The 13,121-nt window shown below is 64.5% G+C and carries 12 protein-coding genes; 6 read left to right on the plus strand and 6 right to left on the minus strand.

Features of this window, described 5'->3' with window-relative positions; translation table 11 throughout:
• Positions 1-10 precede the first annotated feature (10 nt).
• Complete coding sequence (locus ABIA45_RS30475; protein WP_404654661.1) at positions 11-2,224, plus strand: FAD-dependent oxidoreductase; 2,214 nt, start codon at positions 11-13, stop codon at positions 2,222-2,224.
• 49 nt (positions 2,225-2,273) lie between these two features.
• On the opposite strand, the gene ABIA45_RS30480 is transcribed toward ABIA45_RS30475, so the two are convergent.
• Together ABIA45_RS30480 and ABIA45_RS30485 are read right to left on the minus strand one after the other, a co-directional pair.
• Positions 2,274-2,618, minus strand: a complete 345-nt coding sequence (locus ABIA45_RS30480; protein ID WP_404654662.1) for a hypothetical protein — start codon at positions 2,616-2,618, stop codon at positions 2,274-2,276.
• Between the two features lie 373 nt (positions 2,619-2,991).
• Positions 2,992-3,300: a hypothetical protein gene (locus tag ABIA45_RS30485; RefSeq protein ID WP_404654663.1), complete on the minus strand. Its 309-nt coding sequence runs from the start codon at positions 3,298-3,300 to the stop codon at positions 2,992-2,994.
• Positions 3,301-3,908: 608 nt separating this feature from the next.
• Here ABIA45_RS30485 and ABIA45_RS30490 point away from each other — a divergent pair.
• From ABIA45_RS30490 to ABIA45_RS30500, 3 genes are all read left to right on the plus strand, one after another.
• The gene (locus ABIA45_RS30490) at positions 3,909-4,403 is read left to right on the plus strand and encodes a MarR family winged helix-turn-helix transcriptional regulator (RefSeq protein WP_035996519.1); all 495 of its coding nucleotides are present in this window, start codon (positions 3,909-3,911) and stop codon (positions 4,401-4,403) included.
• A gap of 99 nt (positions 4,404-4,502) precedes the next feature.
• The gene (locus tag ABIA45_RS30495) at positions 4,503-5,873 is read left to right on the plus strand and encodes a glutamate--cysteine ligase (RefSeq protein WP_271546262.1); all 1,371 of its coding nucleotides are present in this window, start codon (positions 4,503-4,505) and stop codon (positions 5,871-5,873) included.
• Positions 5,874-5,986: 113 nt separating this feature from the next.
• Entirely contained in the window at positions 5,987-6,553 is a 567-nt protein-coding gene (locus ABIA45_RS30500) for a PAN domain-containing protein (protein ID WP_404654664.1), read from the plus strand.
• Positions 6,554-6,659: 106 nt separating this feature from the next.
• Here ABIA45_RS30500 and ABIA45_RS30505 read toward each other — a convergent pair whose 3' ends face one another.
• The 4 genes from ABIA45_RS30505 to ABIA45_RS30520 form a co-directional block, all read right to left on the minus strand.
• Positions 6,660-7,226, minus strand: coding sequence for a nucleotidyltransferase family protein (locus ABIA45_RS30505; RefSeq protein WP_275501319.1), 567 nt, complete (start codon positions 7,224-7,226; stop codon positions 6,660-6,662).
• A 10-nt stretch (positions 7,227-7,236) separates the two neighbouring features.
• Positions 7,237-8,016 (minus strand): signal peptidase I, encoded by a 780-nt coding sequence (lepB, locus tag ABIA45_RS30510; protein WP_036020560.1) that lies wholly within the window; start codon positions 8,014-8,016, stop codon positions 7,237-7,239.
• Entirely contained in the window at positions 8,013-9,440 is a 1,428-nt protein-coding gene (gene tldD, locus ABIA45_RS30515; protein ID WP_157285671.1) for a metalloprotease TldD, read from the minus strand. Before tldD ends, lepB begins: the two co-directional genes overlap by 4 nt.
• A gap of 112 nt (positions 9,441-9,552) precedes the next feature.
• On the minus strand, positions 9,553-10,086 hold the full coding sequence (locus ABIA45_RS30520; RefSeq protein ID WP_198399886.1) for an invasion associated locus B family protein: 534 nt from the start codon (positions 10,084-10,086) through the stop codon (positions 9,553-9,555).
• A gap of 458 nt (positions 10,087-10,544) precedes the next feature.
• Here ABIA45_RS30520 and coxB point away from each other — a divergent pair, with 458 nt between their 5' ends.
• The gene (gene coxB, locus ABIA45_RS30525) at positions 10,545-11,399 is read left to right on the plus strand and encodes a cytochrome c oxidase subunit II (RefSeq protein WP_271546252.1); all 855 of its coding nucleotides are present in this window, start codon (positions 10,545-10,547) and stop codon (positions 11,397-11,399) included.
• Between the two features lie 84 nt (positions 11,400-11,483).
• A complete protein-coding gene (gene ctaD, locus ABIA45_RS30530) occupies positions 11,484-13,100 on the plus strand; it encodes a cytochrome c oxidase subunit I (protein ID WP_035996582.1) in 1,617 nt (538 codons plus the stop codon).
• Positions 13,101-13,121: the final 21 nt, after the last annotated feature.

Below are 13,121 nucleotides of genomic sequence, written 5' to 3' on the forward strand. Positions count from 1 at the left end.
AGCAACCAACATGTCGTACAAGAACTTCAAGGTTGAGACCGATTCCGACGGCATCGCGCTCGTCACCTGGGACATCCCGGGCCGTTCCATGAACGTCCTCGACGAGACCTCGACCAACGAACTCGAGGCGATCGTCAAGGCGACCACGGCCGACGCCGCGGTGAAGGGCGTCGTCATTACCTCGGCCAAGGAAGCATTCTGCGCCGGCGCGGACCTGTCCATGCTCGAAGGCATGAACCAGGCCTATGCGAAGGTTTTCAAGGAGCAGGGCGAGACCGCGGCGAACCAGATGCTGTTCGATCAGAGCCGCCGCTTCTCGCAGGTGCTGCGCGGAATCGAAACCTCTGGCAAGCCGTGGGCGGCGGCGATCAACGGGCTCGCGCTCGGCGGCGGCTTCGAGATCACGCTGTGCTGCCATTATCGCGTCGCGGCGGAGAATCCCAAGACGCGCCTCGGCCTGCCCGAGGTCAAGGTCGGCCTGTTCCCCGGCGCCGGCGGCACGCAGCGCGTGCCGCGCCTGGTGCCGCCGCAGGACGCCATGACCATTCTGCTCAAGGGCGATCCTGTCACGGTCGACAAGGCCAAGGCGCTGAACCTCATTCACGCCATCGTTCCCGCCGCCGACCTCATCAAGGCGGCGAAGGACTGGATCAAGGGCGGCGGCAAGGCCGTTGCGCCGTGGGACGAGAAGGGCTTCAAGCTGCCTGGCGGCCCGGTCTTCTCTAAGGCCGGCATGATGATGTTCCCGGCCGGCAACGCGATCTATCGCCGCGAGACCTACGACAATTACCCGGCCGCACGCGCGATCATGAGCTGCGTCTATGAGGGCCTGCAGCTGCCGATCGATGCCGCGCTGCGCGTGGAGTCGCGCTACTTCACCTCGGTGCTGCGCTCGAAGGAAGCGGCCGCGATGATCCGCAGCTTGTTCCTGTCGATGCAGGAGCTCAACAAGGGCGCGCGTCGTCCGAAGGACGTGCCCGCAACCAAGGTGAAGAAGATCGCCGTGATCGGCGCCGGCTTCATGGGCGCGAGCGTCGGCTATGTCTCGGCCCGCGCCGGCCTCGACGTCGTCCTGATCGACCGCGACCAGGAAAGCGCCGACAAGGGCAAGGCACATGCGCAGAAGGTGATCGAGGAGCAGATCAAGAAGGGCCGCGCCAAGCCCGGTGATGCCGAAGCGCTGCTCGCGCGCATCACGCCGACCGCGGACTACGCCGCGCTGAAGGACGTCGACCTCGTCATCGAGGCCGTGTTCGAGGACCGCAAGGTCAAGGCGGAGACCTTTGCCAAGGCGCAGCAATATCTGAAGCCGGATGTGATCTTCGCCTCCAACACCTCGACGCTGCCGATCACCTCGCTGGCCGAGAGTTTTAAGGATCAGGGCAAGTTCATCGGCATTCACTTCTTCTCGCCGGTCGAGAAGATGATGCTGGTCGAGATCATCCTCGGCAAGAACACCGGCGACGTCGCGCTCGCGACCGCGCTCGACTACGTCCGCCAGATCGGCAAGACGCCGATCGTGGTCAACGACTCCAGAGGCTTCTTCGCCAATCGCTGCGTCGGCCGCTACGTCGCCGAAGGCAACGAGATGTTCCTGGAGGGCGTGCCGCCCGCGATGATCGAGAACTGCGCCAAGATGGCCGGCATGCCGGTCGGCCCGCTCTCGCTCTCGGACGAGGTCGCGCTCGATCTCGGTCTGAAGATCATGAAGGCGACCGAAGCCGACCTCGGCCCCAACGCGATCAATCCCGAGCAGAAGAAGCTGATGGTGGAGATGGTCGAGAAGCAGGGCCGCCTCGGCCGCAAGAACAGCAGGGGCTTCTACGACTATCCCGAGAAGGGCAAGGGCCAGAAGAGCCTGTGGCCGGGCCTTTCCGCACTGCAGCCGAAGCAGCTCGACCCCGACACGCTCGATATCGAGGAGCTGAAGCAGCGCTTCCTGGTGGTGCAGGCGGTGGAAGCTGCGCGCACCGTTGAGGACCACGTCATCACCGATCCGCGCGAGGCCGATGTCGGCTCGATCCTCGGCTTCGGCTTCGCGCCGTTCACCGGCGGCACGCTGTCCTATATCGACTTCATGGGCACGAAGAAGTTCGTCGAGCTCTGCCACAAGCTGGAGGCGAAGTACGGCTCGCGCTTCACCCCGCCGAAGCTCTTGGAAGAGATGGCCGCGAAGGGCGAGACCTTCTACGGCCGCTTCGCGCCGAAGAAGGCGGCAGCCTGACGGAGGAGGTTACGCAGAAACAAAAGGCCGGATCATCGATCCGGCCTTTTCATTTCCCGTCGCCGAACGGCGAGAAGGCGCGCCCTCCGACTACATCGTCGTCGAGACGGGCCTTCCAGCTGCCTTCGTCGCCGCGGCCGATGCGCACCTCGAAGCGCCAACCATTCTGGTTGGTGAAAGCGATCTCCGTGCCGCCCTTCGTCCTGGCGTAGCGACAGGGATATTCGGTCGGCCGGTCCGGAAAGACGATCTTGCCTTCCTTGCTCTCGAACACGGCCGAGGTGATCTGCGGATGGATCATGAAGATGCAATTGCGTTCCGGCGCGACCGGCGTCGAGAGCCCGAGCATCGCGAGCGGCGCGCCCGCGGCGGTCATGAGGACGATCATGTTCATGGAGGCAATTGTCTCCTGGAGATGCTCCTTCGACGTCGCCGCTGATCAGATGGTTCACAAATGGAAGGGCTGGATCATCGCTTGGGCGCTCTGCCTTGCGCCTTGTCACATCGATTGATGCGCTTTCGTCTCACCCCAGCACCCAATCCCCCACCCCGGCCACGCTCGCTTCGCCCTGGCACCGCTCTTGCTGATGATCCACCGGATGGCCCATCGACATTGAAGGTGTCTCGCAATGATCCCCACGGTGTCTCAAGACCGCGCAGCCGGCGTTGCGGTACGATACGTCCCTTTGTTGTTGCTGCGGCGGCCGTGGCCGCGCCGCAGGCTCTTCCGGCGGCGCAGAAAAATTCCTTCGTGGGTCGGCCTGGCCCTACTCGTCCTCGTCTTTGATGTTGCGCTGGCCGTGCTTGCCTGGTTCGCCGTCTATCTCGTCCTGCACTGAAAGCTCACCTCTGTGCACGTAGAACGTCGCGGCCAAATAGGCCACCTGGCCGGCAAACAGGCAGACGACGACGATTGGAACGCCCGTCCAGAATCCAAAGCCTGAGGTCTGAAGCACCGTCGCAGTAAGGATCGCAGTCGCCGGCGAGACCAGCAATAGAGTCCAGACTCGGAAGAATAGCCCCGTCGCCAAGCCGGTTATTGCACTCGCGAGCAGGAGGAGGAGTACGGTCGTCACGATAGTTTTTCCGGTCCGACGGCTAGCGTCCTGTCCTCGCGCTGAAGCTGAGCCAAGAGCATTGCTCTCACAAGGATGGTGACGTCCCCGGAGCGCACAACACGGAGTTATTGTTAACCCGGACAATGCTCGTAAAATCGGTGTCAGCGCATCGGGAATCTTCGGATCTAACGAATGGTGCAAGTAAAGAGCCGAATCACCGGTCCGGCTCTTCGCCGTCCTTCCGGTCGTGCTTCGCGAACGGTGGACCAGACCTGATCGGCGATCATCTGGACAATCACTTGGCCTTCCGTCACGATCTCATTTGCTGTCGAGGCCCAGCGCAGGGACCTGGCCCCAAGGGGGTCAGCTTCAGATAATCCTCACTATTTTCGGGCTTCTTGGCGCCGCTACCGACCTCGACCAGGCCATAGAGCGGGCTGGCCTCCAGGAGCACGATGTGGGGACGGCGGGCACACACCGGGCAAACCGTCCGGTTTCGAGGAATTTCCTTCCCCTGACGCTTGGTTCGGCCGAAAGAACGACTACATGCACCTGCTTGAAATAGTCAAGATTGATGCAGGTGCATCGAGTGGAGTAAGAGACGGACGACGAGCTTGAGCGGGATCATGAAACGCAAACCATCGACCGAGGCAACCGCCGCCTGGATCCGCCTGATGCGGGTGCAGAGCCGCGTGCTCGATTGCGTCGAGCAGGACTTGAAGAAGGCCGGCTTCCCACCGCTGGCCTGGTACGACGCGCTGCTCGAACTGTCGCGGGCGCCCTCGGGCGAGCTGCGGCCGGTCGAACTCGAGCGGCAGATGCTGATCCCGCAATATTCGACCTCGCGCCTGATCGACCGCCTGGTCGACGAGGGCCTCGCCTCGCGGCGCGAATGCAAGATCGACAAGCGCGGCCAGTTCGTCGAGATCACCGAAGCCGGCCGCGAGCTGCAGAAGCGGATGTGGGGCGCCTATTCGGCCGCGATCGAGAAATATGTCGGTTCGAAACTGTCGGACGCCGACGCCGTCAAGCTCAGCAATCTGCTCGATCGCCTGGGCTGCTCGTGCGGCGAGATGAAACTGCCGCCTGCGGCCGCCAACGAAACCATGCCGTCGCGATGATCGCGCGGCAAATCCGCTCGCCCGTGCAACCGGTGGGTTCGCGGGCCATCCCTGTCACCCGCGCGCGTTCGGTCGAAGCGCTTTTGATTAGAGTTTGATATGGCGCGAGACCAGATCGACATGACGCCGCTGCAATCACGCGACGAACTCGTCGCGTGGTTCGAGGCCGGCTGCAAGGACCCGTCCGAATTCCGCATGGGCACCGAGCATGAGAAAACGCCGTTCACGCTCGACGGCCATCGACCGGTGCCTTACGAGGGCGCGCGCGGCATCGGCGCGCTGCTCGAAGGCATGAAGCTCCTGCTCGGCTGGGAGCCGATCATGGAGCAGGGCAACATCATCGGCCTCTACGACGTCACCGGCGGCGGCGCGATCTCGCTCGAGCCCGGCGGACAGTTCGAGCTGTCCGGCGCGCCGGTCGAGAACGTGCACCAGACCCAGAGCGAGCTGATGGCGCACTTGGCGCAGGTGCGCGAGATCGCAACCCCGCTCGGCATCGGCTTCCTCGGCCTCGGCATGACGCCGTCCTGGTCGCGCGCCGATATCCCGGTGATGCCCAAGGGCCGCTACAAGATCATGACCAATTACATGCCGAAGGTCGGTCAATACGGCCTCGACATGATGTACCGGACCTGCACGGTGCAGACCAATCTCGACTTCTCCTCCGAAGCCGACATGGTCAAGAAGCTGCGCGTCTCGCTCGCGCTTCAACCGGTCGCGACCGCGCTGTTCGCCAATTCACCGTTTACCGAGGGCAGGCCGAACGGCTTCCTGTCGTTCCGGTCCGAAATCTGGCGCGACACCGACAATGCCCGTTCGGGCATGATGCCGTGGGCGTTCGAGGACGGTATGGGGTTCGAGCGCTATGTCGATTATGCGCTGGACGTGCCCATGTATTTCGTCAAGCGCGGCGAGGAGTACATTGACGTCTCGGGCTCCTCGTTCCGCGCCTTCTTCGACGGCCGCAACAACAACCTTCCCGGCGAGCGTCCGACCTTGTCGGACTGGGCCAACCACCTCTCGACGATCTTCCCGGAAGTGCGGCTCAAGCGCTATCTCGAGATGCGCGGCTCGGACGGCGGCCCGTGGGGCCGCTTGCCGGCGCTGCCGGCGTTCTGGGTCGGGCTGCTCTACGATGATGCCTCGCTCGATGCCGCTTGGGAGATCGTCAAGCACTGGAGCGCGCATGAACGCCAGGCCCTGCGCGACGACGTGCCGCGCATGGGCTTCAAGGCGCGGATCAAGGACCGCTATCTGTTCGAGATCGCCAAGGAATGCCTCGTTCTTGCCCATGCCGGCCTGCGCCGGCGCGGCCGGATCGACCAGCTCGGCCGTGACGAAACCCGGCATCTCGAGCCGCTCGATCGCATCATCGATTCCGGCCGGACGCCGGCCGAGGAGATGCTGGATAAATTCAACGGTCCCTGGCAGGGTTCGGTGGAACCGGCCTACGCGGAATACGCGTTCTAGACCTCTGAAGCCGGGCACCAGGATTCAGCCGTTCATCGCCCATACAGGTTTGCGGCGATCAAATGACCGGCTGAAAAAACCTGAGCGTCGTCAATAACTCGAAAGCTGTTCCGATGGGGAATTGCCGCCTGTCCGGGGCCATCATGGCCAGCGCCGCGGCATGTGTCGTGCTGCTTTCGCTTGCGTTTGCAAGCGCGCCGGCGCTTGCCCAGACGGCGTTCGACCGGCCCGGCGGCGACTATTTCAGTACGCCCGTCACCTCCGGCGATCCCGAGGATTGCGCACTGCTATGCGAGCGCGATCGCCGTTGCCGCTCCTGGAGCTTCAACTATCCCGATGTCGAAGGCGGCTCGGCGGTGTGCTGGCTGAAGAACACCGTGCCGGCGCGCGTGCCGGGTAGTTGCTGTATCTCGGGCGTGCGCGGCGCCGGCGTGATCGAGCCGCGCGTGGAAGGCGTCGAGACGTCGATCGACCGGCCCGGCGGCGACTTGCGCAATTTCGAGCTCAAGGACGGCGAAAGCGTCGAGGCCTGCAAGGCCGCCTGCACCGCCGACAACAAATGCCGCGCCTTCACCTATGCCCGCCCCGGCTACACCGGGCGCGAGGCGCGCTGCTTCCTGAAGAAGGAAATCAAGCCGCCGCGAAGGAAGGCGGGGTTCACGTCGGGCGTCGTGCGGTAGGCAAGGTGCCGTAGAGTGGGCAAAGGCGCCTTTGCGCCGTGCCCACGATCTTCCGATACGGCCGCAGGCGCGTGGGCACGCTTCGCTTTGCCCACCCTACGGCACCTCACTCCGCCGCGATCACCGTGATCTCCGGCCACAGCGCCTTCCAGCGCTTAGCCTTCGCTTCGTAGTTCGCCGCGGAAAAATTCGGTCCTGGATTTGGCCGCGCGATCAGTGCTGCAATGTCGTCAAACCCGCGCGGTGCATAGACCTCGTGGCCATCGCTTGCGCGCCTGACGCCGACCTGCGTGTTCTGCGTGAGGAAGCGGTCGATGCCTTCCCTCGAGCTTCTCAGCGGCGGATAGGGCAGGCCGTGCTTGGCCGGGTACCACATGTGCACGCGGGCCTGGTTGCGGACCTCGATCTTGGCGCCGAGATGCGCGAGGCGCGTATGGAGGGTGCGGATCACCGCGTCCTCGGCCTCCCACGATGTGTCGGCGTCGAAATAGAACACGTCGTAATCGGCGATGCCGTGGTCGATCGGGCGCCCCGTGAGCACGTTCCATACCGTCTGCACCAGGCATCCCGACACCAGCCACGCATCCGGCAGCGCGAGCCGGTGCAGTTCGTCGAGGATCGCGGCGTTGACCGGATTGCGTAAGGCGAGCGCGAGGAATTCGTCCTTGCTCACCTGCGACCGGTCAGTGCACGGCGGTGAAGAACCGCGACAGCCTGAATCCGGACAGCCAGGTCCACACCGGCTGGCTGCGCATGCCGAGGTCCCAGGAGCCGACCACGGCGTCCGCACGGCCGATCAGATTATCGATCGGCAACAGGCCGACGCCGCCGGAGCGCAGCGGCACGCGGCTGTCGGCGGAATTGTCGCGGTTGTCGCCGAGCACGAACAGATGTCCCGCCGGCACCGTCACCTCGGGCGTGTTGTCGAGCGGACCGCTGTCGCGCATCTTGAAGATCAGATGCGAGACGCCGTTCGGCAACGTCTCGACATAGCGATAGGCGGGCTCGCTGCCGCCACGGTCGTTCTCGGCCGCACCGACGCCGTCCGGCTTCAGCTCGGCCGGACGGTCGTTGATGAAGAGCTGGCCCTGCCGCATCTGGATGCGGTCGCCGGGCAGGCCCACGACACGCTTGACCCAGGCCTGCGAACGATCGCCGGGCCAGCGGAACACGACGACGTCGCCGAGCTTCGGCGTCTCCGCGAACACGCGGCCGCTCTCCGGCAGGCTGATCTGAATCGGCAGCGACGAGGTGCCGTAGCCATAGGGGAATTTCGAGGCGAGCAGCGCATCACCGATCAGGAGCGTCGGCTCCATCGAGCCCGACGGCACGTAGAACGGCTCGGCGAGCGCGCCCTTGGCGATGAAGACCGCGGCGACGATGCCGGCGAGCTGAGCGATCTGTCCGCCCCAGCCGCTGCTTTTGCGCTTGGGGCTGACCGTGACCTTGTCTTCAACGCTCATGCGCCGGTTCCACCCACGGTGATGCGTTCCATCAGCAGCGACGGCTGGCCGACGCCGACGGGCACGCCCTGGCCGTTCTTGCCGCAGGTGCCGATGCCGGTGTCGAGCGCAAGGTCGTTGCCGATCATGCGGATGCGATGCAGGTCGGTCGGTCCGTTGCCGATCAGCATGGCGCCCTTGAGCGGCGCCCCGATCTTGCCGTTCTCGATCTTGTAGGCCTCGGTGCACTGGAACACGTATTTGCCCGAGGTGATGTCGACCTGTCCGCCGCCGAAATTCGCGGCGAACACGCCGTTCTTCACCGATGCGATGATCTCGGCCGGATCGCGATCGCCGGCGAGCATGTAGGTGTTGGTCATGCGCGGCATCGGCACATGGGCATAACCCTGGCGACGGCCGTTGCCGGTCGGCTTCATGTTCATCAGCCGTGCGTTCTGGCGGTCCTGCATGTAGCCGACCAGGATGCCGTCCTCGATCAGCACGGTGCGATTGGTCGGCGTGCCCTCGTCGTCGATCGACAGCGAGCCGCGGCGCGAGGCGATAGTGCCGTCGTCGACCACGGTGACGCCCTTGGCCGCGACCTGCTGGCCCATCAGGCCCGCAAAAGCAGACGTCTTCTTGCGGTTGAAGTCGCCTTCGAGGCCATGGCCGACCGCTTCATGCAACATCACGCCGGGCCAGCCGGCGCCGAGCACGACGTCCATCTCGCCAGCGGGGGCGGGGATCGATTCCAGATTGACCAGCGCCTCGCGCAGCGCGCCGTCGGCGGCCTCGCGCCAATTCCTGCTCTGGATGAACTCGGCATAGCCGGCGCGGCCGCCATAGCCCTTGCTGCCGCTCTCCTGGCGGTCGCCCTGGCCGGCGACGACGGAGATGTTGACGCGCACCAGCGGACGGATGTCGCGATAGCTCTCTCCGTCGGGCCGCAGGATCTCGACGACCTGCCAGGTCGCGCCGAGACTCACGCTGACCTGCCGCACCCGCGGATCCTTGTCGCGCAGGTAAGCGTCGATCTCGGCGAGCAGCTTGACCTTGGTCTCGAAGCCCGGCGCATCGAGCGGATTGTCGTCGCCATAGAGGCGGACATTGGTGTGCGGCGGCGGCGCCGAGAAGCTGCCGGAGTAGCCGCCGCGCACGGCGGCAACCGCATCGGCAGCGCGGATCAGCGCCGGCAGCGACACGTCGGAGGAATGAGCGTAGCCGACCGCATCGTCCTTGACGGCGCGCAGGCCAAAACCCTGCGAGGTGTCGTAGGTCGCCTGCTTCAGCCGCCCATTGTCGAACATCAGCGCTTCGGTCTGGCTGTATTCCAGGAACAGCTCGCCGTCGTCGGCGCCGGAAAGCCCGCGCGCGACCTCGCTGCGAACCTGATCGCGGTCGAGATTGGCACGGTCGAGCAGGGAGGTCGTGGCAGGATTGGTCATGCGTCCGTCCATTAGCCGGGGATGTGGGGCAAGATAATGGTTTCGGACCAGTTCCGCGAGAGCGCGAAGCCTCACATTACGGAAACAAAAGGATTGCCAAGGTTAGCCGCTGCTACGGCAGCTTGTCATAGCCCTCGCCGAGCCCGTTCAGGCTGAGCGGGAAGCCGATGCCTTCTTCCGGGGTCTCGAAGATGATGAAGGTCGCGGTCTTGGCGCTGCGGAGCTGACCGAGCAGCTTGTCCTCCAGGACGACCTCGGCGACGCAGCCGTTGGGCAGGCAGCGGACGAAGCCGGCGCGGCCGACGTCCTGGTTGTCGAGCTTGAGCCCGAGGCCGGAGGGCAAGAGGACCCCGAGCGGAGCGACCACGCGCATCAGCCGGCTCTTCTGGTCGGCGGTCTTGAGCACGATCACGGTCAGGCCGGCATTGGAGCGGTCTTCCGCCACCACGCTCTGGATCAGGGCGCATTGCTCGGTCTGGGCGCCGGGCGGGGTGTCGCAGCGGATCTGCCAGTCGCCATGGACGGAGCGCACCGCGCCCTGCGCATGGGCAAGCCCCGGCAGCGCCAGCAGGACCATCGCAGCCACGAGGGCGGCGAGCGCCGGGAGGCCGTTCGCCGGCTTTGCCATCGATCTCGAAAGCCCCATCGGGTCGGTCCCTCTGCTCGCCTGGGTTGCTCGCGCTTGGCGGACTGATCTGGCGGACTGATACGGAATGACGGCGTCTTGAAGGCGATTCCCAAGCAAATTCCGCGCCGCGCACACCGCCATTGCCCGCACGAATCAGGCTGCCGCGTGGCAGTCTTCCAGTGCCTACCGCGGGCAATTCCGCTGTCAAGCCGCAGCGTCCCGGGAAACGGTATTTTTGTCTGATCTTGCTGGGAAATATCTTGCCGGTGATGGCTGGCAGGCGGGGCTCAAGACTGCATTGCGATAGATCAAGAATTATGGTTTGAGAGGCTTGATTTCGCGTTCTAGCGATCTGGCCCCAATTCCTCTTAGAGGTATTCTTGCGTGGCGGTTTGTCGGACTGGCGGAGCGAATAAGCGTTTCCCGCAAGCAGGGAAATGCACGTGGGGTGATTTCGGAAGGGGAGCGCGAACGACATGAGGATGTCGATGGGTCGGGTGGGCCGGCAACTGCTGGGATTGGCCACCATCGCCTTGGTGGCGGCTGGAGTCACGCTGGCGACGGGTGGTGCGGCATTGGCCGAGCTCGGGCAGCCGGCGCCGTGGGAGTGGACGCTCCAGCAGTCCGGTTCCCCGGTGATGGACAACATCGTCTGGTTCCATAACTTCCTCTTCGTGCTGATCACCCTGATCACGCTGTTCGTCCTGGCGCTGCTCGTGATCGTGGTCGTCAAGTTCAACGCGAAGGCCAATCCGGTGCCGTCGCGGACGACCCACAACACGCTGATCGAGGTGGCTTGGACGCTCGTCCCGGTGCTGATCCTGGTCGGCATTTCGGTGCCGTCGTTCCGGCTGCTGTTCCTGCAGCTCGACATTCCGAAGGCGGACCTGACCGTCAAGGCGACCGGCAAGCAGTGGTATTGGTCCTATGCCTATCCCGACAACGGCAAGTTCGAGTTCGACTCGCTGATGGCCCAGGACAAGCAGCCCCGCCTGCTTGCCGTCGACAACGAGATGGTGGTGCCGGTCAACAAGGTGGTTCGGGTCCAGACCACGGGTGCGGACGTCATCCACGCCTTTGCGCTGCCGGCTTTCGGCGTCAAGATCGACGCCATTCCCGGCCGCCTGAACGAGACCTGGTTCAAGGCCACCAAGACCGGCATGTATTACGGCCAGTGCTCGGAACTGTGCGGCAAGGATCACGCCTTCATGCCGATTGCGATCCGCGTGGTGAGCGACCAGGAGTTCGCCTCCTGGGTCGAGACGGCGAAGAAGAAGTTTGCGAGCGGCGGCACCAGCACCTACGCCTCCGCGGCCGGCCCGACGCAGTAAGCGCCGGGGGGCGGCCTGAGGGACTGAAAGCGATAAGGGTGGGACCTCCAAAGGTCCGAATGGGACGCAAGGCAGGATTTGAAAATGGCAACGAGCGCAGCGGCACACGGCGATCACGCGCATCATGACGAGCATGCCCATCCGACCGGATGGCGGCGCTACGTCTATTCGACCAATCACAAGGACATCGGCACGATGTACCTGATCTTCGCGGTCGTCGCCGGCATCATCGGTGCGGCGATGTCGATCGCGATCCGGGCCGAGCTGATGTATCCGGGCGTGCAGGTCTTCCACGAGGCCCACACCTACAACGTGTTCGTGACCTCGCACGGCCTGATCATGATCTTCTTCATGGTCATGCCCGCGATGATCGGCGGCTTCGGCAATTGGTTCGTGCCGCTGATGATCGGCGCGCCCGACATGGCGTTCCCGCGCATGAACAACATCTCGTTCTGGCTGCTGCCGGCATCGTTCGCGCTGCTCTTGATGTCGACCTTCGTCGAGGGCGAGCCGGGCTCCAACGGCGTCGGGGCGGGTTGGACCATCTACGCGCCGCTGTCGACCTCGGGCCATCCCGGCCCGGCGGTCGACTTCGCGATCCTGTCGCTGCACCTCGCCGGTGCCTCCTCGATCCTGGGCGCGATCAACTTCATCACCACCATCTTCAACATGCGCGCGCCGGGCATGACCCTGCACAAGATGCCGCTGTTCGTGTGGTCGATCCTGGTGACGGTGTTCCTGCTGCTGTTGTCGCTGCCGGTGCTCGCCGGTGCGATCACCATGCTGCTCACCGACCGCAATTTCGGCACGACGTTCTTCGCCCCCGACGGCGGCGGCGACCCCGTGCTGTTCCAGCATCTGTTCTGGTTCTTCGGTCACCCCGAGGTCTACATCCTGATCCTGCCCGGCTTCGGCATGATCAGCCAGATCGTCTCGACCTTCTCGCGCAAGCCCGTGTTCGGCTATCTCGGCATGGCCTACGCCATGGTCGCGATCGGCGGCATCGGCTTCGTGGTCTGGGCGCACCACATGTACACGGTCGGCATGTCCTCGGCGACGCAGGCCTATTTCGTCGCCGCCACGATGGTCATCGCCGTTCCGACCGGCGTGAAGATATTCTCCTGGATCGCCACGATGTGGGGCGGCTCGATCGAATTCCGCGCGCCGATGATCTGGGCGGTGGGCTTCATCTTCCTGTTCACGGTCGGCGGCGTGACCGGCGTCGTGCTGGCGAACGCGGGTGTCGATCGCGTGCTCCAGGAGACCTACTACGTCGTTGCCCACTTCCACTACGTGCTGTCACTCGGCGCGGTATTCGCGATCTTCGCCGGCTGGTACTACTGGTTCCCGAAGATGTCGGGCTACATGTACAATGAGGGCCTTGCCAAGCTGCACTTCTGGGTCACCTTCGTCGGCGTCAACCTGGTGTTCTTCCCGCAGCACTTCCTCGGCCTGTCCGGCATGCCGCGCCGCTACATCGACTATCCCGATGCGTTCGCGGGCTGGAATCTGGTCTCGTCGGTCGGCTCATACATCTCCGGCTTCGGCGTGCTGATCTTCCTCTACTGCGTGCTGGACGCCTTCATGAAGAGGGTGCCGGCAGGCGACAATCCCTGGGGTGCTGGCGCGACCACGCTGGAGTGGACGCTGTCCTCGCCGCCGCCCTTCCATCAGTTCGAAGTGCTGCCCCGCGTGCAGTAAGCAATCCCCCGCGGCGCCCGT

Source organism: Bradyrhizobium sp. USDA 336 (genome assembly GCF_044908355.1).
Classification (GTDB): domain Bacteria; phylum Pseudomonadota; class Alphaproteobacteria; order Rhizobiales; family Xanthobacteraceae; genus Bradyrhizobium; species Bradyrhizobium yuanmingense.

Bases quoted from the DNA above. Each gene is read 5' to 3' on its own strand.
- tldD (WP_157285671.1), bottom strand. From the start codon at position 9,440: ATGACCAATCCTGCCACGACCTCCCTGCTCGACCGTGCCAATCTCGAC.
- ABIA45_RS30495 (WP_271546262.1), top strand. From the start codon at position 4,503: ATGGCGCGAGACCAGATCGACATGACGCCGCTGCAATCACGCGACGAA.
- coxB (WP_271546252.1), top strand. From the start codon at position 10,545: ATGAGGATGTCGATGGGTCGGGTGGGCCGGCAACTGCTGGGATTGGCC.
- ABIA45_RS30520 (WP_198399886.1), bottom strand. From the start codon at position 10,086: ATGGGGCTTTCGAGATCGATGGCAAAGCCGGCGAACGGCCTCCCGGCG.
- ABIA45_RS30490 (WP_035996519.1), top strand. From the start codon at position 3,909: ATGAAACGCAAACCATCGACCGAGGCAACCGCCGCCTGGATCCGCCTG.
- ABIA45_RS30475 (WP_404654661.1), top strand. From the start codon at position 11: ATGTCGTACAAGAACTTCAAGGTTGAGACCGATTCCGACGGCATCGCG.
- ABIA45_RS30500 (WP_404654664.1), top strand. From the start codon at position 5,987: ATGGGGAATTGCCGCCTGTCCGGGGCCATCATGGCCAGCGCCGCGGCA.
- ctaD (WP_035996582.1), top strand. From the start codon at position 11,484: ATGGCAACGAGCGCAGCGGCACACGGCGATCACGCGCATCATGACGAG.
- ABIA45_RS30480 (WP_404654662.1), bottom strand. From the start codon at position 2,618: ATGAACATGATCGTCCTCATGACCGCCGCGGGCGCGCCGCTCGCGATG.
- lepB (WP_036020560.1), bottom strand. From the start codon at position 8,016: ATGAGCGTTGAAGACAAGGTCACGGTCAGCCCCAAGCGCAAAAGCAGC.